This is a genomic window from Photobacterium sp. GJ3, from assembly GCF_018199995.1.
Lineage (GTDB): Bacteria > Pseudomonadota > Gammaproteobacteria > Enterobacterales > Vibrionaceae > Photobacterium.
Genome location: NZ_CP073578.1, coordinates 584037 through 602708, shown reverse-complemented (window position 1 = coordinate 602708; position 18672 = coordinate 584037). Strand labels below are relative to the sequence as shown.

At 48.1% G+C, this 18672-nt stretch carries 16 protein-coding genes, 1 other RNA gene and 1 pseudogene; 11 read left to right on the top strand and 7 right to left on the bottom strand.

The genetic code is table 11. The annotated features are described in order from the left end of the window. The first annotated feature begins 21 nt into the window (after positions 1-21). Positions 22-471, top strand: a complete 450-nt coding sequence (locus KDD30_RS02740) for a type IV pilin protein (protein WP_211647284.1) — start codon at positions 22-24, stop codon at positions 469-471. A gap of 76 nt (positions 472-547) precedes the next feature. Here KDD30_RS02740 and dnaJ read toward each other — a convergent pair whose 3' ends face one another. The 3 genes from dnaJ to grpE form a co-directional block, all read right to left on the bottom strand. After that, positions 548-1690 carry a molecular chaperone DnaJ gene (gene dnaJ, locus KDD30_RS02735; protein ID WP_211647283.1) on the bottom strand — a complete coding sequence of 381 codons (1143 nt, stop codon included), beginning with the start codon at positions 1688-1690 and terminating at the stop codon, positions 548-550. 88 nt (positions 1691-1778) lie between these two features. Beyond that, positions 1779-3698, bottom strand: a complete 1920-nt coding sequence (gene dnaK / locus KDD30_RS02730; protein ID WP_211647282.1) for a molecular chaperone DnaK — start codon at positions 3696-3698, stop codon at positions 1779-1781. Between the two features lie 213 nt (positions 3699-3911). Continuing rightward, on the bottom strand, positions 3912-4535 hold the full coding sequence (gene grpE, locus KDD30_RS02725) for a nucleotide exchange factor GrpE (protein ID WP_211647281.1): 624 nt from the start codon (positions 4533-4535) through the stop codon (positions 3912-3914). Positions 4536-4739: 204 nt separating this feature from the next. Here grpE and nadK point away from each other — a divergent pair, with 204 nt between their 5' ends. From nadK to bamE, 3 genes are all read left to right on the top strand, one after another. After that, positions 4740-5618: an NAD(+) kinase gene (gene nadK / locus KDD30_RS02720; RefSeq protein ID WP_211647280.1), complete on the top strand. Its 879-nt coding sequence runs from the start codon at positions 4740-4742 to the stop codon at positions 5616-5618. Positions 5619-5791: 173 nt separating this feature from the next. After that, positions 5792-7459 (top strand): DNA repair protein RecN, encoded by a 1668-nt coding sequence (recN, locus tag KDD30_RS02715; RefSeq protein ID WP_211647279.1) that lies wholly within the window; start codon positions 5792-5794, stop codon positions 7457-7459. Between the two features lie 170 nt (positions 7460-7629). Beyond that, the gene (gene bamE, locus KDD30_RS02710) at positions 7630-7986 is read left to right on the top strand and encodes an outer membrane protein assembly factor BamE (RefSeq protein WP_211647278.1); all 357 of its coding nucleotides are present in this window, start codon (positions 7630-7632) and stop codon (positions 7984-7986) included. Between the two features lie 83 nt (positions 7987-8069). Here the strand turns inward: bamE and KDD30_RS02705 are convergent, their stop codons facing one another. Next, on the bottom strand, positions 8070-8465 hold the full coding sequence (locus KDD30_RS02705) for an RnfH family protein (protein ID WP_211647277.1): 396 nt from the start codon (positions 8463-8465) through the stop codon (positions 8070-8072). Further along, the gene (locus KDD30_RS02700; protein WP_211647276.1) at positions 8455-8889 is read right to left on the bottom strand and encodes an SRPBCC family protein; all 435 of its coding nucleotides are present in this window, start codon (positions 8887-8889) and stop codon (positions 8455-8457) included. The genes KDD30_RS02705 and KDD30_RS02700 overlap by 11 nt, the downstream gene beginning before the upstream one ends. A 142-nt stretch (positions 8890-9031) precedes the next feature. On the opposite strand from KDD30_RS02700, the gene smpB reads away from it, so the two are divergent. From smpB to hsdR, 3 genes are all read left to right on the top strand, one after another. Next, positions 9032-9514 carry an SsrA-binding protein SmpB gene (smpB, locus tag KDD30_RS02695; RefSeq protein WP_211647275.1) on the top strand — a complete coding sequence of 161 codons (483 nt, stop codon included), beginning with the start codon at positions 9032-9034 and terminating at the stop codon, positions 9512-9514. Positions 9515-9558: 44 nt separating this feature from the next. Beyond that, positions 9559-9926, top strand: a transfer-messenger RNA (tmRNA) gene (gene ssrA / locus KDD30_RS02690). A 245-nt stretch (positions 9927-10171) separates the two neighbouring features. Further along, the gene (gene hsdR, locus KDD30_RS02685) at positions 10172-12619 is read left to right on the top strand and encodes an EcoAI/FtnUII family type I restriction enzme subunit R (RefSeq protein WP_211647274.1); all 2448 of its coding nucleotides are present in this window, start codon (positions 10172-10174) and stop codon (positions 12617-12619) included. A 48-nt stretch (positions 12620-12667) separates the two neighbouring features. Here the strand turns inward: hsdR and KDD30_RS02680 are convergent, their stop codons facing one another. Together KDD30_RS02680 and KDD30_RS02675 are read right to left on the bottom strand one after the other, a co-directional pair. Further along, positions 12668-13342: a site-specific DNA-methyltransferase gene (locus KDD30_RS02680; protein WP_211647273.1), complete on the bottom strand. Its 675-nt coding sequence runs from the start codon at positions 13340-13342 to the stop codon at positions 12668-12670. A gap of 379 nt (positions 13343-13721) precedes the next feature. Next, positions 13722-13940: a hypothetical protein gene (locus tag KDD30_RS02675; protein ID WP_211647272.1), complete on the bottom strand. Its 219-nt coding sequence runs from the start codon at positions 13938-13940 to the stop codon at positions 13722-13724. A 189-nt stretch (positions 13941-14129) separates the two neighbouring features. On the opposite strand from KDD30_RS02675, the gene KDD30_RS02670 reads away from it, so the two are divergent. The 4 genes and pseudogenes from KDD30_RS02670 (at position 14130) to KDD30_RS02655 (ending at position 18656) form a co-directional block, all read left to right on the top strand. Beyond that, on the top strand, positions 14130-15620 hold the full coding sequence (locus KDD30_RS02670; protein ID WP_211647271.1) for an N-6 DNA methylase: 1491 nt from the start codon (positions 14130-14132) through the stop codon (positions 15618-15620). Then, positions 15620-17374, top strand: coding sequence for a restriction endonuclease subunit S (locus tag KDD30_RS02665; RefSeq protein WP_211647270.1), 1755 nt, complete (start codon positions 15620-15622; stop codon positions 17372-17374). The genes KDD30_RS02670 and KDD30_RS02665 overlap by 1 nt, the downstream gene beginning before the upstream one ends. Positions 17375-17376: 2 nt before the next feature. After that, positions 17377-17616, top strand: a pseudogene (locus KDD30_RS02660) (hypothetical protein); the annotation flags it as partial. Between the two features lie 179 nt (positions 17617-17795). Then, positions 17796-18656: a GIY-YIG nuclease family protein gene (locus tag KDD30_RS02655; protein ID WP_211647269.1), complete on the top strand. Its 861-nt coding sequence runs from the start codon at positions 17796-17798 to the stop codon at positions 18654-18656. The last annotated feature ends 16 nt before the right edge of the window (positions 18657-18672 follow it).

The window sequence follows — 18672 nt, the reverse complement described above, 5'->3', positions numbered from 1 at the left end:
CGACATTCTCTGGCGCACATCATGGCGAAACCTCAGAATATGGCAGCAGGCAACAGGCCCGAAAGAGAGCTCAATCGAAAGGAAATCAAGCCGATGAAACAACACCGCCAGCAAGGCGTGACCCTGATCGAAATGCTGATTGTACTCGGCCTCATCGGGATTCTGGCCTCAATCGCCTATCCGGCTTTTCAGGCGCAACTGCAGCAAGCCAACTTCAGACAGGCGCAGGCCGATCTCATCATGCTTCACTTATCGATTGAGCAAACGCTGACACAAGGCAAAGCAATCCCCGGAGAACTCTCTCCTGAGCTCTGCCCGGCCTGTCGTTTTGAAAACCCTGATTACAGGTATCGGCTGGAAAATCATCAGGGCAGTTACGTCCTGCGGGCAGAAAGTTATCAAACTGCGCGCCCATGCCCTCAATTAACTCTAAAAGCAGACGGCACATCACTGCCACCCTCGTGCTGGTAAGCCCTGAATGAAAAACAGATATAAAAAAACCGACACACCAGGTGTCGGCTTTCAGCATGACCAATCAGGCGGACGATTAGCCAGTCAGATCATCAAAGAATTTTTTCACACCGTCGAAGAAACCTTCAGAGCGGGGCTTATGCTTTTTGGCATCAGAGCCTGTCAGCGTCTGCTCAAACTCTTGCAGCAATTCCTTCTGGCGGGCACTCAGATTCACCGGGGTTTCCACCACCAGCTTACAAATCAGGTCGCCCACAGCACCACCGCGCACCGACTTCACCCCCTTGCCGCGCATCCGGAACATGCGGCCGGTCTGCGTTTCAGAAGGCACCTTCAGGCTCACACGACCATCCAGCGTCGGTACTTCAACTTCGCCGCCCAGTGCAGCCATGGTAAAGCTGACCGGCACTTCGCAGTACAGGTTGTTGCCATCGCGCTCGAAGATCGCGTGCTTCTGCACGTGCACCTGCACGTAGAGATCGCCAGCTGGTGCGCCGAATTCTCCGGCTTCACCTTCACCATTGAGGCGAATGCGGTCACCGGTATCCACACCGGCGGGGATCTTCACAGACAGGGTCTTGGTTTCCTGAACCCGGCCCTGACCATGACACTTACCGCAAGGGTCAGTGATAATCTTGCCGCGACCATGACAGTGCGGACAGGTTTGCTGAACGGCAAAGAAACCCTGACGCATCTGCACCTGGCCGGAACCATGACAGGTCCCACAGGTGGTTGGCGATGAGCCTTTCTTCGCACCAGAACCATCACATGGTTCACAGTTCACCAGAGTCGGAACGCGAATTTCCTTGGTACAGCCACGAACGGCTTCTTCCAGGGTCAGTTCCATGTTGTAGCGCAGGTCAGCACCGCGTTGGGCACGCTGGTGTCCGCCACGGCGACCACCGCCACCAAAGATATCCCCAAAGACATCACCAAAGATGTCACTGAAATCCGCGCCGCCGCCGAAGCCGCCACCGCCGCCCATACCGCCTTGTTCAAAGGCTGCATGGCCATACTGATCGTAAGCCGCTTTTTTCTGCGGATCCGTCAGTATTTCATAAGCGGTTTTCACTTCTTTGAACTTTTCCGCCGCTGTCTCATCACCCGGATTACGGTCCGGGTGGAATTTCATCGCCAGACGTTTATAGGCCTTTTTGATGTCACGCTCACCGGCGTCACGGCCCACGCCTAACACTTCGTAAAAATCACGTTTTGACATAGTTAAACTGTCACCTGCCTCATACAGCTACGGGCGTAAGAGTTCCCCCTAAACGCCCGTGCTCAAATAAGATTATGAATTCACACTCTTATTTTTTGTCGTCTTTAACTTCTTCGAACTCAGCGTCTACAACGTCGTCGTCTTTCGACTGAGCCTGCTCACCGCCTTCAGCCTGCTGGCCTTGTGCCTGAGCTTGCTGCTGGGCAATTTCCATCAGCTTCTGAGAAGCCGCGATCAGTGCCTGAACTTTGGCATCAATCGCTTCCTTGTCTTCGCCTTTACGTGCTTCTTCCAGTTCAGAAACAGCGGCTTCGATTTTCTCTTTCTCGTCCGCAGGCAGTGCTTCACCCGCTTCTTCGATTTGCTTCCGGGTACCGTGAACCAGCTGGTCAGCCTGGTTACGCGCAGAAACTAACTCTTCGAACTTTTTGTCCGCTTCTTTGTTTGCTTCTGCTTCCTGAACCATTTTTTCGATTTCATCATCGCTCAGACCACCAGAAGCCTGAATCGTGATCTTCTGCTCTTTACCGGTCTGCTTGTCTTTCGCAGAAACGTGCAGAATACCGTCCGCATCCAGGTCGAAGATAACTTCGATCTGTGGCATACCGCGAGGGGCAGCCTGAATGCCTTCCAGGTTGAACTGGCCCAGCGACTTGTTGAAGTTCGCTTGCTTACGCTCACCCTGCAGAACGTGAATCGTTACTGCGCTCTGGTTGTCTTCAGCTGTAGAGAACACTTGCTCCGCTTTGGTTGGGATCGTGGTGTTCTTCTCGATCAGCTTGGTCATCACACCGCCCATGGTTTCGATACCCAGAGACAGCGGGGTCACGTCCAGCAGCAGAACGTCTTTCACGTCACCGGCCAGAACACCACCCTGAACCGCTGCACCAACAGCAACAGCTTCATCCGGGTTCACGTCTTTACGCGCTTCTTTACCAAAGAATTCAGCAACTTTTGCCTGAACCATTGGCATACGCGTCTGACCACCCACCAGGATCACGTCGGTGATTTCGCTGACAGACAGGTCTGCATCAGCCAGAGCAACTTTCATTGGCTCCAGAGAACGCTGAACCAGATCTTCTACCAATGACTCCAGCTTGGCACGGGTCACTTTGATGTTCATGTGTTTCGGACCTGTCGCATCCGCAGTGATGTACGGCAGGTTCACGTCAGTCTGCTGTGCAGAAGACAGTTCGATCTTCGCTTTCTCAGCCGCTTCTTTCAGACGCTGCATTGCCAGTGGATCTTTACGCAGATCGATGGCTTGTTCTTTCTTGAACTCATCTACCAGATAGTTGATCAGACGGTTGTCGAAGTCTTCACCACCCAGGTGAGTATCACCGTTGGTTGCCAGTACTTCGAAGGTTTTCTCGCCTTCAACTTCATCGATTTCGATAATCGAGATATCGAACGTACCACCACCCAGGTCATATACTGCGATGGTGCGGTCGCCGCCTTTCTTGTCCAGGCCGTAAGCCAGAGCAGCAGCAGTTGGTTCGTTGATAATACGTTTGACTTCCAGACCCGCGATACGGCCTGCGTCTTTAGTTGCCTGACGCTGTGCATCGTTAAAGTAAGCCGGAACAGTAATCACTGCGCCAGTCACTTTCTCGCCCAGATAGTCTTCTGCAGTTTTCTTCATTTTCTTCAGAACTTCTGCAGACACCTGAGGTGCAGCCATTTTCTGGCCTTTCGCTTCAACCCAAGCGTCGCCATTGTCAGCTTTGACAATTTTGAACGGCATGATTTCGATATCACGCTGAACTTCTTCGTCTTCAAAACGACGACCGATCAGACGCTTGATTGCAAACAGAGTGTTTTCTGGGTTTGTCACCGCCTGACGCTTGGCAGGCTGACCGACCAGAGTTTCGCCATCTTGTGTATAGGCGATGATAGACGGCGTTGTGCGATCGCCTTCAGCGTTCTCAATTACGCGTGGCTTATCACCATCCAGTACAGCGACACATGAGTTGGTTGTACCCAAGTCAATACCAATGATTTTACCCATCAGGCTTTCTCCGAAATTCGTTGGTTTACTGGCTTCGTCCCGTTGAACACAGCGACGAGCATGGGGCCGAGGCCCACGGTTTATTCAAGTACGGTATCGTATGACTACTAAATAAGGCCACCGGATACCTTTTCAAGGGTCAGACTGAAAAAAATTTCAAAAAAGTAAAACCCACCGGAGTGGGCTTTGTCTTCAATCTGCCCCAACAGACAATCAGGCTTGCGTGTCTACGCTGCTGCCCGGTGCCGCTTTCGCGACCATGACCATTGCCGGACGAACCACACGGCCGTTCAGCTCATAACCTTTCTGCAGCACCATCATCACGGTGTTTGGCGCGTGTTCCGCACTTTCCTGCATGGACATTGCCTGGTGGAATTCAGGGTTGAACACTTCACCCAGCGGGTTGATGGCTTTCAGGCCAAACTTCTCTACCGTGTCCGTCATGGTTTTCAGAGTCAGCTCAACGCCTTCAACCATTGGCTTGATCGTTTCATCAGACTTGTCTGCAACTTCCAGTGCGCGCTCCATGTTGTCGATCACAGGCAGTAGTTCACCGGCAAATTTCTCCAGCGCAAACTTACGCGCTTTATCAATTTCCTGCTCACTGCGACGACGCATGTTTTCCACATCGGCACGGGCACGCAGAACAGAATCCTGCTGATCTTTCACTTTGGCTTCGCTCTCTGCCAGTGCGGCTTCCAGCGCTTCGATACGTTCCAGTGCCAGTCCTTCCGGAGTGAGTTCTTCTGCACTTTCAGCAGCCTGCTCAACTTCTGCTGACTCAGCCTGTGCCTGTTGCAGCGCTTCTTCCTTTAACATTTCGTCTTTCTTGCTCATGCTTTCGCTACTCCGCTAAGCTCAAAAAGGGTGAATGCATGGCCGACCCGCCGCGCAGACGCAGTGAATCGACCACTCTTAAAACGTGATGGGCATATTATGGGGATGAAGTTCAACGATTCAACCCGAGATCGACGACAAAGGGCGACAATTCGTCATCCGTGAGGCTATACTGGCCCCAATCTTACCCGTTGGATCAAGGACATGACGCGCCCGTTTGAAATCATTGCCCTGATTGGCAAACCGAGAAACCCTGACGCGATTCACACCCACACCAGTCTTTACCACTGGCTGACAGCCAAAGGCTATCAAGTTTTGGTGGATCACCGGCTTGCCCATGATCTGGATGTCCCAGCAGAGGTCTTTTGCGATCTGCTCACCATTGGTGACCGCGCGAATCTGGCCATTGTCGTCGGCGGTGACGGGAATATGCTCGGCGCTGCCCGCGTTCTCTCCCGCTTTGATATTTCAGTCATTGGCGTGAACCGCGGTAATCTCGGCTTTCTGACTGATTTGGATCCCGACAATTTCGAGCAGGAACTGGAAAAAGTGCTGGATGGTGAATTCGTCACCGAGCACCGCTTTCTGCTGGAAGCTGAGATTCACCGTCACGGCCAGATCAAAAGCCGCAATGCCGCGCTGAACGAAGCCGTGCTGCACCCGGACAAAATCGCTCACATGATTGAGTTCGAGGTCTATATTGATGAAAGTTTTGCTTTTTCGCAGCGTTCTGACGGCCTGATCATTGCCACCCCAACCGGCTCAACCGCCTATTCTTTGTCGGGCGGCGGGCCGATTTTATCGCCGAGCCTGAATGCCATCACACTGGTGCCCATGTTCCCGCATACCTTGTCCTGCCGCCCTTTGGTGGTCGACGGTAATCGCCGGATCAAACTGATTGTGCCCGACGATGGCCGGACGCTGGAAGTCAGTTGCGACGGCCAGGTTTCGCTGCCGGTCAATCCCGGCGATGAAATCCACATTTATCAGAGCCCGGATCAGCTTCAGCTCATCCACCCGAAAAGCTACAGCTACTACAACATTCTGCGGGGCAAACTGGGTTGGTCGAGTAAACTTTTCTGACGCATCCTTTGCTCACTGCCAAAGCCAGCCATTGCTGGCTTTTTTATTGTCTGCCAAAAACTTACCTCACATCACATTTTTCACAAGAAATTCTGCGACCAGCACTTTACTGTATGTAGATACAGTATATACTGTGCAAATAAACAGGTGTTGATTTAAACAGGTGAACACACATGCTGGCTCATATGACGATCTCTAATTTTGCTATTGTCAAAGATCTCGAATTCGAGATGAAACCTGGGATGACAACCATTACAGGTGAAACCGGTGCGGGTAAGTCGATTGCGATTGACGCGCTGGGCCTGTGCCTCGGCGACCGCGCCGAAGCCAGCATGGTGCGCCCCGGCGAAAGCAAAGCCGAAATTCACGCGACCTTTTCCCTGCGCAACAATCAGGCCGCCCGACGCTGGCTGGAAGATAATGAGCTGATAGAAGGTGACGAGTGTATTTTACGCCGCGTGATCACCAAAGAAGGCCGTTCCCGCGGCTTTATCAATGGCAGTCCGGTCCCAGCCTCTCAGCAAAAAGCACTCGGACAGCTGTTGATCAACATCCATGGTCAGCATGCCCATCAGATGCTGATGCGCCCGGAACACCAACAAGAAATGCTGGATAACTATGCCGGTCACAATGGCCTGATGGATTCAGTCCGCAGTGATTATCAGGCCTGGCGTCAGGCCAAGAACGAACTGAGCCGCCTGAGTCAGAACCGTGCCGATAACGAGGCACAAAAACAGCTGATCCAATATCAGGTCAAAGAGCTCAATGATCTCGCCCTCAGGGAAGAAGAATTTGCGGAAATCGAAGAAGAGCACAAGCGACTGTCGAATTCCGGCGATCTGGCACTGACCAGCCAGAATGCGCTGTCCATCCTCTATGAAGGCGATGAAGTTAATGCATTGCAACTGCTGCAACAAGCCAGCCAGCAGGTCATTGATCTGGGTGAGATGGACAGCAAACTCAGCACACTGGCGCCCATGCTGGAAGAAGCCATGATTCAGATCCAGGAAGCCAGCCAGGAATTGCGCGGATATTTGGATCATCTGGATATGGATCCGCAGCGTCTGGTGTTTCTGGAAGAACGACTGGCAACAATCATGTCGCTGGCACGCAAGCACTATGTGATGCCCGCTGAGCTCTGGCAAAAGCATCAGGATTTACTGACTGAACTGGATAATCTCGACGGCAGCGACGAAAAACTGGATGCGCTGGCAGATGCCGTTGAGAAGAAACGTCTGGCGTTTCTGGAAAGCGCGGAAAAACTCAGCAAGAGTCGTCAGCGTTATGCCAAAGAACTGAACAAAAAGATTTCGCACAGCATGCACGAACTGAGCATGGAGAAAGCGGTGTTCCAGATCGACATTCACAGCGATCCGGAGCGGATGCTGACACCGCTGGGCTTCGATACCATCACCTTTATGGTGTCCACCAACCCGGGTCAGCCGCTGCAACCGCTGGGCAAAGTGGCTTCCGGTGGTGAACTGTCGCGAATCTCACTGGCCATTCAGGTGATCACGGCACAGAAAGTGGAAACCCCAAGCCTGATTTTCGATGAGGTCGATGTGGGGATCAGTGGCCCGACTGCTGCCATTGTCGGACGGATGCTACGCACACTGGGCGATTCAACGCAGGTTATCTGTGTAACTCACTTGCCACAAGTGGCAGGATGCGGCCATCAGCAAATGTTTGTCGCCAAGAAAACCAGCAAGGGCCAGACTGAAACCAGCATGAAACCGCTGGACGAAAGCTCCCGAATTGGTGAACTGGCACGTTTACTGGGCGGCAGTGAAATTACCGAACGTACACTGGCGAACGCCAAAGAATTGCTGGTCGCGGCATAGTTTCAACAAAAACTCTCTTTTCTACTGCTTTAAGATGCAACTTTTTGACATTTCATGCGTCTCAACCCTCGCTTCATCCTTCGGATGAGGCGAGTTTTTTTATCGTGCTTTCACTTTGCCTGTAACTTGCTTATCATCACAGACAGAACTGATTATTTTGCCGGGATGCTATGAACTGGAAAACTTTTGCCGCGCTGGCGTTGAGTGTCAGCCTGCTGGGCGGCTGCTCTTTGGTTGAACGCTTGGTCTACCGTATCGATATCAATCAGGGGAACTACCTGGATGAAAAGGATATCGACAATCTGCGATATGGCATGAATCAGGAGCAAGTACGCTATGTTCTGGGTTCCCCAATGCTGGTTGAGCCTGAATACCCAAACACCTGGTATTATGTGTTCTACCACAAACCGGGCCACAATGAGCCGGAACAAAAAAATCTGATTTTAACCTTTGATCAAAACCGCTTGCTGACCCGCATGACCGGAGATTATCAGCCAGGGCCGAACTTCAACGATCCGTTAAATTAAGCAGCTCACCAGTGATGGGACACAGAACACAAAAAAGCTCGCCTCGGCGAGCTTTTCTCTATCGGGTTCACATCGAGCTCGACTCAGGCATCGGTGTCTGGCATTTGCTCAGAAGATTTAGCAGCATGTTCCGCTGAATCTGCGCTTTCATCCTTCTTTGCTTTTTTTGCCGCCAGGGCTTCCTGCTTAGCCTGTTCGGCGCGCTTGCGGCGAATTTCTTTCGGATCGGCCAGCAAAGGGCGATAAATCTCAATCCGATCTCCTTCGTGTACTTGAGCGTCCAGCTTCACAGGACGACTGAACACCCCGACCTTGTTCTTTTTCAGGTCAATCTCCGGATACATTTCCAGCACCCCGGAGCGCTCAATGATCTCCTGTACAGACGTATCCGGGGTAATCGCCAGTTTGATCACCCGCTGGGTGTTGGGCAGCGCGTACACCACCTCCACATGAATCAGATGATTTTGCTCAGAGCTCATAAACTTCCCTGGCCCGTTGGGTAAAAGCGTTCACCATGTTGTTGGTCAGCTCATGGAAAACCTTGCCAAACACAGCTTCCACCAGCACATTGGTAAACTCGAAATCCAGCTTCAGCTCCACCTTACAGGCGTCCGTATCCAGCTCGGTAAAGTGCCAGCCACCCACCAGTTTACGAAACGGCCCTTCCACCAGCTGCATGCTGATTTTATGAATACCTTCCAGCGTGTTACGAGTCACAAAGGTTTTTTTAATCCCGGCCTTGGAAACGTCTACCGACGCCATCATATGTTCTGTAGAGCTTTCCAGAATTTTAGTGCCAGAGCATCCGGGCAGAAATGCCGGATACGACTCGACATCGTTCACCAGGTCAAACATTTGCTTGGCACTGAACGGGACCAGTGCAGAGCGACTGATTTGAGGCATAGTTTCTCCTTAACCCTATATCGCCGCTAATGATACCATTAGTCGGCGATCTGCCAAAGATTCAGTGGCTCAGTGAAATCATGGGCACAGGCCTTGGGAAAATCGTTCCCCCTAACAGATTGAATACGTATAATAACGAGCTATGGCAAAGAAAAAACCAAACAAGCCGGGCAGCAACACCATTGCGCTGAATAAGTCTGCCCGCCATGAATTCTCGATTCATGATGAATATGAAGCCGGCATTTCGCTCCAGGGCTGGGAAGTGAAGTCTCTGCGTGCGGGTAAAGCAAACATTACAGAAAGTTACGTCTTTTTGCGTAACGGCGAAGCGTTCGTATCTGGCATGACCATCACGCCGCTGAACGCCGCCTCAACCCACGTTGTGACCGATCCGGGCCGCGTGCGTAAGCTGCTGTTAAACCGCCGCGAACTCGACAAAATCATTGGTGCCGTGAACCGCGACGGTGAAACCATTGTTGCCCTGTCGCTTTACTGGAAGGGATCCTGGGTTAAACTGAAATTAGGGACCGCGAAAGGTAAGAAGCTGCATGACAAGCGTGCCGACGCCAAAGATCGCGACTGGCAGCGCGATAAGGCACGAATTATGAAGCATAGTTCGCGGTAGTCATTGACCTAGCAGAATTTTCTGCTAGTATGGAACACCTCTTTGGGGCTGATTCAGGATTCGACAGGATCATGAAGGCCTGTGGAGCATGCAGAGGTGCGGTTGGCCTCTTTAAAAAGCCGCAAAAAAATAGTCGCAAACGACGAAAACTACGCACTAGCAGCTTAATAACCTGCTTAGAGCCTATCCTCCCTAGCCTTAGCTCGTAGGACGGGGACCAAGGGTAGTCAAACCCAAACGAGATCGCGTGGAAGCTTTGACCTGGGAGCGGAAGCGTTAAAACTAATTCAGGTGTGTCTTAGCGTGGCGTGTTTGTTCGCAGCGTTCTGACGAGATTAAAGACAAACTAAGCATGTAGCGCCATTGGTTAGAGTGATTTTGGACGCGGGTTCAACTCCCGCCAGCTCCACCAAATCGTATATACGACGACATCTTCGGATGTCACAAAGCCCGCCGAGGTCCTGACCTGGCGGGCTTTTTGTTTGTTTCATCAAAACCTCCCGTTTTAAAGTTATCCAAAGAATAGCTAAAGATGTAGTGAAACTGTTTGGATAGCCATTCCGTTATCCGCATCACTCATAAGTCGGTATCTTTTCTGCTTTTATTCATCGTTTGATATAGTCATGCAAATGCATTTGTAATGAGCTGGCTAATCGCATGGAATCGACAATAAATAAAGCAAAGCTGTCTGAAACAGACATCATCACGAAATTTATTCTACCAGCCATCAAAGATGCTGACTGGGATGACATGTCCCAGATCCGTCAGGAAGTAAAACTCCGAGACGGCAAAGTGATAGTACGTGGCCAAGCGGCAGCAAGAAAAAAAGTTAAGTCAGCAGATATCGTTCTGTACCACAAGCCAAGCATGCCCTTAGCCGTTGTCGAAGCCAAAGCCAACAAACATGATATTGGCAAAGGCATGCAGCAGGCGCTGGACTACGCCACCTTGCTCGACGTTCCGTTTGCTTTTGCTTCAAATGGTGACGGTTTCATTTTTCATGACAAAACTAACTCAGCTCAACTCGAAATAGAAATTCGACTTGAAGACTTTCCAACACCTCAGCAACTATGGGACAAGTACTGCGTTTGGAAAGGCTACAAAACCGAACACCTTCCAGTCATCACTCAAGATTACCATTATGACGGTAGCGGAAAGTCTCCCCGCTACTATCAGCTACAAGCGATAAACAAAACGGTCGAAGCCGTGGCAGCAGGCCAAGACCGAGTGCTACTGGTTATGGCAACAGGCACAGGGAAAACCTACACCGCTTTCCAAATCATTTGGCGTTTGTGGAAGTCACGAGCCAAAAAACGCATCCTGTTTTTGGCAGATAGAAACATCCTAGTCGATCAAACTAAGACTAACGATTTCCAGCCTTTTGGCACAGCAATGACAAAAGTCACGGGGCGAACAGTCGATCCAGCTTACGAAATCCATCTTGCGCTTTATCAGGCGCTCACTGGACCAGAAGAGCATCAGAAAGCCTATAAACAAGTCGATCCTGACTTCTTTGACCTGATTGTTGTCGACGAGTGTCACAGAGGGAGCGCCTCCGAAGACAGTGCATGGCGAGAGATTCTTGAATACTTTGGTTCTGCAACTCAAATCGGTTTAACTGCCACGCCAAAGGAAACCGATATCGTTTCAAATGCTGAGTACTTTGGCGATGCCATTTATACTTATTCCCTCAAACAAGGTATCGAAGATGGCTTCCTTGCACCTTACAAAGTAGTTCGTGTGGATATTGATGTGGATCTTCAAGGCTGGCGACCAACGAAAGGTCAAATCGATAAGCATGGTGAAATCATTGAGGATAGAATCTATAACCAGAAAGATTTCGATAGAACCATGGTCATCGATGAACGTACTGAGCTTGTCGCACAAACCATTACCAACTATCTCAAGCACACCGATCCAATGGCGAAAACAATTGTGTTCTGTAACGACATTGACCATGCAGAACGCATGCGCCGAGCGCTAATCAACTGTAACCCAGAGCAAGTTGCCAAAAACGAAAAATACGTCATGAAGATTACGGGCGATGATGAAATCGGTAAAGCACAGCTCGATAACTTCATCAACCCGAAGAGGTCTTATCCAGTCATCGCAACCACTTCGGAGCTGATGACAACGGGCATCGATGCAAAAACTTGTAAGCTGGTTGTTCTTGACCAAGGCATACAGTCGATGACCAAGTTCAAGCAAATTATTGGTCGCGGTACTCGAATTGATGATCGTTACGGAAAGCTATGGTTTACCATTCTCGACTTCAAAAAAGCCACAGAGCTGTTTGCTGATGAACGCTTTGATGGCATTCCTGAACGTGTCAAAGATACCACACCAGAAGATTTTGAAACTGATGAAGGGCTCGATGAAATCATTGATGATGTAAACGAGTCTGAACAAGATAATCCATTTGAAGAAGACACCGATCCAACCAGCATTCATGAACCTGAAGCTTCATATGAGTCTGGCAATACCTATTCTGATGGTAGCAACTCGATCGATGATGCTGATTGGCAAAACGAAAACCGCGTTCGCAAATTCCATGTCAATGGTGTCACCGTTAAAGCCATTGCCGAGCGTGTTCAGTACTATGACGCAGATGGAAAGCTAGTCACCGAGTCATTTAAAGACTACACACGCAAGACGATGGCAAAACAGTTCACCTCAATGGATGACTTTGTTAAGCGCTGGCAAGATGCCGACAAGAAGCAAGCGATCATTGATGAGCTCGCTGAAGCAGGTATCATCTGGGAGGTGCTAGAACTGGAGGTCGGTAAGGACCTCGATCCATTCGATATGATTTGTCATGTCGTCTACGATCAGCCGCCATTAACAAGGAAAGAACGCGCTGAAAACGTCAAAAAGCGTAATTACTTTACGAAGTATGGCGAAACCGCTCAGCAGGTGCTCAATAACCTTCTTGATAAATATGCTGACGAAGGTGTGCAAGAAATTGAGAACATCCATGTACTGAAAGTAAAACCTTTTGATGAAATGGGTCGCCCTCTCGAAATCATCAAAAAAGGTTTTGGTGGTAAAGAGCAGTACTTGGAAGCCATCACTGAACTGGAGTTTGCAATTTATCAGTCGGCATAGCACTTAACTTAATTTCGCCACACGGCTACCATCAGGTAGCCGTTCAATTTAACTGACTTTCTTGCTTACAGGCAAAATACGCTGGCGAAAATGTTCATGTGCTGCTGACGATATATCATTCCCTTTAAACCGTCTTTTTAGATTATCAGCAGCCATCAACGTTGAACCCGAGCCAAAAAACGGGTCTATGACTAACTCCCCTTCCTTGCTGCTTTGAGTAACAAGTACTTCAAGTAAACTTACTGGCTTTTCAGTTGGATAGCCTTTAAATACCCGCTTATGCGTTAATATATCTGGCATTCCCAGATCATTCAGTTTTCTCTTACCTTTTTCAAAAAATAAGATGTACTCATGGCGTGCGCGGTAATGGTATCCCATACCGATACAAACCTTATCCCAAATAATAGGCTTCCAAAACTTAAACCCGACTTTCTCTGCAATAGGTTTAATGACAAACATAGTTTCTTGGTCGCAAAAAAGGTAAAAGTGGGAATTTTTCTTGAGTACCCGATATATTTCGAGAAGAAGCTCTTCAAACCTTTGGTTAGGAAATATATCAAACCATTGGTTGCTTGAGGATTTGCTCACTTTTAGTCTGGTCGTCGTACCAATCTTTCGATGCTTTTCTAAAGACTCATAAGGCGGATCTGTGATGATTAAATCAACGCTCTCAGAATCGAGCGTTGATAACCATTTTACTGCATCGTCTTGATATAAATTCATCAGATTCCTATACAAGACTACCGCATTTTTTCCCATTCATATAGGTTTGAGATTGCACACCTCTATCGAGTCGACGACAATCAATGCAGTAGCTTTGGTATCCTTCTGGGTTTCGAGCCGTAACTCTAGCAGGTGTTTTACCAAAGGACGATGGGTAAGGGTGAAAAATGTGCTCTCCCCCATTAGCATCAGAACAGTGAGGACATGATTTGAACTTCTGACCCGTGTAAGGATCTTTTTTATGAATCATCCCTATATTTAAACGCTTGTGACAGCAACTACATGTCATATTAATCTCCTATCTCAGACGGGAAATATGATACGAGTAGCTTAAAAACAAAACAGTGAGTCAGGTAGCATAACCTTAATATTTAAGTGGTTAACCAGGGGTAGACAACTTACATATCAACATACGCTTGGTCCCTTCGATTGAAATCAGCCCCCAATTCAAGTTCTCATTCATTACGATCAAGCGAGTATCTGGCAAGACACTCATTGCTTCATCTAAAGCAAGCTGAAGCGATTCAAAGTCTAAAGTCATCGCCCTCAGGTCGGTTCGCTTTTTTCCCATCACGTCATACCAATGTCCTTTATACATATTGCTCTCCTTGAAAATACAGTGAATCCCTTCTTATACAGCGGTAAACATGAAGTCGGTTATCTTTACCTTCACAGCGACATATTAAATCACGAATACTCACTCAGTATCATAATGTTAAGTTCACTTATTTCGCATCAAATCTGTTATGATCCGACCCAATTTTTTGTCCGTTAGCAGTAGTAAACCATGTCAATCAGTTCAGTGATTAAGTCCATTCAAGACATCATGCGTAAAGATGCAGGTGTTGATGGTGACGCACAGCGTCTGGGCCAAATGTCTTGGCTTTTATTCCTTAAAGTGTTTGATGCCCAAGAAGAAGAGCTGGAGTTCGAGCTAGATGATTACCGCGAACCCATCCCAGCGAAGTACCTATGGCGTCACTGGGCGGCAGATAATCAAGGCATTACAGGTGATGAACTGCTTGAGTTTGTTAACGATGACTTGTTCCCTAAACTGAAGAACCTAACGGCACCGAGTGATATTAACCCGCGCGGCTATGTGGTGAAAGAAGCCTTTAGTGATGCCTTCAACTACATGAAAAACGGCACGTTGCTTCGTCAGGTGATTAACAAGCTCAACGAAATTGATTTTACCGACTCCAATGAGAGACACCTATTTGGTGATATCTACGAGCAAATTCTGCGCGATCTTCAAAGCGCAGGCAACGCAGGTGAGTTCTATACCCCTCGCGCAGTGACTCGCTTTATCGTCAATCGTCTTGACCCTAAACTGGGTGAGCAGATTATGGATCCAGCATGCGGTACGGGCGGATTCCTGGCTTGCTCGTTCGATCACGTTAAAGAGAACTACGTAACAAGCGCAGCCGACCACCAAACTCTGCAAAAGCAAATCCATGGTGTAGAGAAGAAACAACTGCCACATTTGCTGTGTATCACCAACATGATGCTCCACGGCATCGAAGTCCCTGTGCAGATTAAGCATGGCAACACGCTCAATAAACCGCTTTCAAACTGGGATAGCAATATCAATGTGATTGCGACTAACCCACCGTTTGGCGGTACAGAAGAGGACGGGATTGAAAAGAACTTCCCTGCCGAAATGCAAACTCGTGAAACCGCCGATCTGTTCTTGCAGCTTATTGTCGAAGTCTTGGATAAAAATGGTCGCGCAGGAGTGGTGTTGCCTGATGGCACCCTGTTTGGTGAAGGTGTAAAAACCAAAATCAAAAAGATGCTGACGAAAGAATGTTACCTTCACACGATTGTTCGCTTACCGAATGGCGTGTTCAACCCATACACAGGTATTAAGACCAACATTCTGTTCTTTACCAAAGGCCAACCGACCAAAGAAGTGTGGTTCTATGAGCACCCTTACCCAGAAGGCGTGAAGAACTACAGCAAAACCAAACCAATGAAGTTTGAGGAGTTCCAGCAAGAGATCGATTGGTGGGGTAACGAGGCCGATGGATTCGCTAGCCGCATCGAGACCAAGCAAGCTTGGAAAGTGTCGATTGAAGATATTATCGAGCGCAACTTTAACCTTGATATTAAAAACCCGTATCAGGACGAAGTCGTCAGCCATGATCCTGAAGAGTTACTGGCGAGCTATCAGCAACAACAGCAAGAAATTAAGGCACTACGTGACCAACTGAAAGACATTCTCGGTGATGCGCTTAGCTCTACCATTCAAGATAAAAAGCAAGGTGGAGAGCAATAATGGCTTTAGAGAACCTAATCACCGAGCACATTCATATTTGGACTTCAGCAGTTAAGACCAAATCGACCTCTGGTCGCGGTAGCAGCAAGAAACTGGAACTTTACGGTGTTAAGAAGCTGCGTGAGCTGATTTTTGAACTAGCGGTTCGTGGTAAGTTAGTCCCACAAGACCTCAATGATGAGCCTGTTGCAACCTTACTCAAAAAAAATCATATAGAGCAGTCAAGATTAACTGTTGAAGAAAACCTTAAGACAAAAGCTAGTCAGAGTATTCTTGATAGTGAAGAATATATTTTAGTTCCTGAAACTTGGGGCAGAATTAAGCTAGGAAACTTAGCAAAATTTATCGATTACAGGGGCAAGACACCAAAAAAGTTGAACGCAGGTGTGCGCCTTATTACAGCCAAGAATGTTAAGTTTGGTTATTTATCCCTACAACCTGAAGAGTTCATATCAGAGGCAGAATATAAAACCTGGATGACAAGGGGCTTTCCTCGCATTGGTGATATTTTGTTTACTCCTGAAGCACCACTAGGCAACGTAGCTCAAGTAGATCTAGAAGAAAAGTTTGCATTAGCTCAGCGAGCAATCTGCCTGCAATTTCACTTAAGCGATATTTCGAATTATCTACGTTTATTTCTTATGTCTCCAAGCTTTCAGAATTTATTATCCGAAAAAGCGACAGGAACAACAGCAAAAGGAATCAAAGCTTCTGTTCTTAAAGAATTAGTTGTTTATATTCCTCCGATTGAAGAACAACATCGCATTGTCGCCAAAGTCGATGAGCTAATGGCACTCTGCGATCAGCTAGAGCAACAAACCGAAGCCAGTATTGAAGCGTATCAAGTGCTGGTAACAACTCTTTTGGATACACTCACCAACTCTGCCGATGCTGACGAGTTAATGCAAAACTGGGCGCGAATCAGTGAGTATTTCGATACTTTATTCACTACTGAAGAGAGTATCGACCAGCTTAAGCAAACCATCCTACAACTGGCGGTGATGGGTAAGTTGGTTCCGCAAGATCCAAATGACGAGCCTGCTGCTGAGTTACTGAAAAGAATTGCGGAAGAAAAAGCGCAGCTAGTCAAAGATAAGAAAATCAAAAAGCAAAAAGCGCTACCGCCGATTTCTGAAGATGAAAAGCCGTTTGAACTGCCGAATGGATGGGAGTGGTGTCGTTTATTGGAGGTGATCGACCCAGAGCGAGATATTTCCTACGGTATCATTAAGTTGGAGGCTGAGCCTGAACTTGGAGGAGTTCCTACACTAAGATGCAGTGATGTTAAGCCTGGGTATATTGATTTGTCTGGGGTTCGGAATGTTGTTGAAGGTATTGAAGAACAATACAAAAGAACAAGACTTCAAGGAGGAGAGGTTCTTTTAAACATTCGCGGTACTCTTGGTGGTGTAGCATTAGTACCTGATAGTTTGAACGGGTATAACATTGCAAGAGAGGTTGCAATGTTGGCTGTCAATAAAGCTATTTCAGGTGAATATCTGAGAAACTTAATTCTTTCTCCTTTCTTTTGGTTGATGATTGAATCCAATTTAAAGGGGATAGCTTACAAAGGTTTAAACTTAAGTTTACTCAGAGAATTTGTTATCCCTCTTCCGCCAAGAACCCAACAGAACAGTATAGTGAGTGTTACGTCTTCAATGACTTTAGTTTGCGACCAACTCAAACAACGCCTTCGTAACAGTCAAAAAACGCAGCTTCACCTCACTGATGCCATTGTTGAACAGGCGATATAATCATGAGCATTTACAATATCGCCAATAAAAACCTCACCGCACTGACACCGACCACTTTTGCAGCCGAAGGGCTGCAAGAGCGGCACGATTTACAAGAAGCGTTGAAAGGCTGTATTGATGCCATCGCTCCTGATTGTTTGGTGATACCAGAGGAGTTTTCAGACTGGGAAGACAGCCGTCGTCGTATCGACCTGTTAGCCATCGACAAGAATGCCAACATCGCGGCTTTTAAACTTAAGCGTGTGACGATTTTGCCCATTAGTTGAAGAGGAAAGGGTTAGATATCGACGCCCATGAGGCCATCCTGTTCCTGAATAAGTTAACCACGACAAACTCATTTTCCAGCGTAAGCGATAGAAATAACAATACATTCGTATTAGCATGCTTTGAATTAATCTCTTCGAATTCAAAGGCTTTTCATATGGCGCGTGGCACACAACTCAAAATTTATCTCGCAAACGGAACGGTGACCGGCATTCGCCATGCAGAAATTGTTAATTGGACCGGACAAGCCATTGCTGTTCCCCGCATTCATGTCAAAGATCTGACGGATTGGGAAGAGACACAAAGACCGGGCGTCTATTTTCTGTTTGGGTTTGATTCCGATACGGGCAAAAACCTTGTTTACATTGGTGAAGCAGAGCACATCCAGAGGCGATTGCAGCAACACATCGCGGCAAAAGATTTCTGGAATGAAGCCATCTGCTTTACCAACAAAGATGAAAACCTGACCAAAGCACATGTGAAATATCTGGAAGCCCGGCTCATCGAGATTGTCATGTCATCGAACCGATACGCACTGGATAACGACAAACGCCCACCAACCTCATCTCTGCCCCGTGGAGACAGAGATGCCATGGAAACATTTATCGACAGCATCCGCGTTGTGATTGGCTCTCTGGGCCATAAATTACTCGAGCCGAAAGTCATCTTCGATCCTCAGGAAACCGAAACGCAACAGAAAAGCCTGTTAAAGCTGAAAGTTAAAAAAATTGACGCGACTGCCAAGTTAACCGATGAAGGCATTGTGGTCCTCAAAAACTCTCAGGCATTGCCGGACGCACAAAAGAGCCTTTCGATTGGCTACACCAAATTGAGAGCCGGCCTGATAGAAAAAGGGTTATTAGTCGAGAACGATGACAAGCTGATTGCCACCGATAATATTTTGTTTACCAGTGCCTCGCAGGCCTCCGCTGTGCTGCTTGGCTATCCCTGCAGCGGGCCTGACTACTGGCGCGACGCTCAAGGCCGATCGCTGAAAGAAATCGAGATGGGAGTTTAGACATCCGGTTCACGCT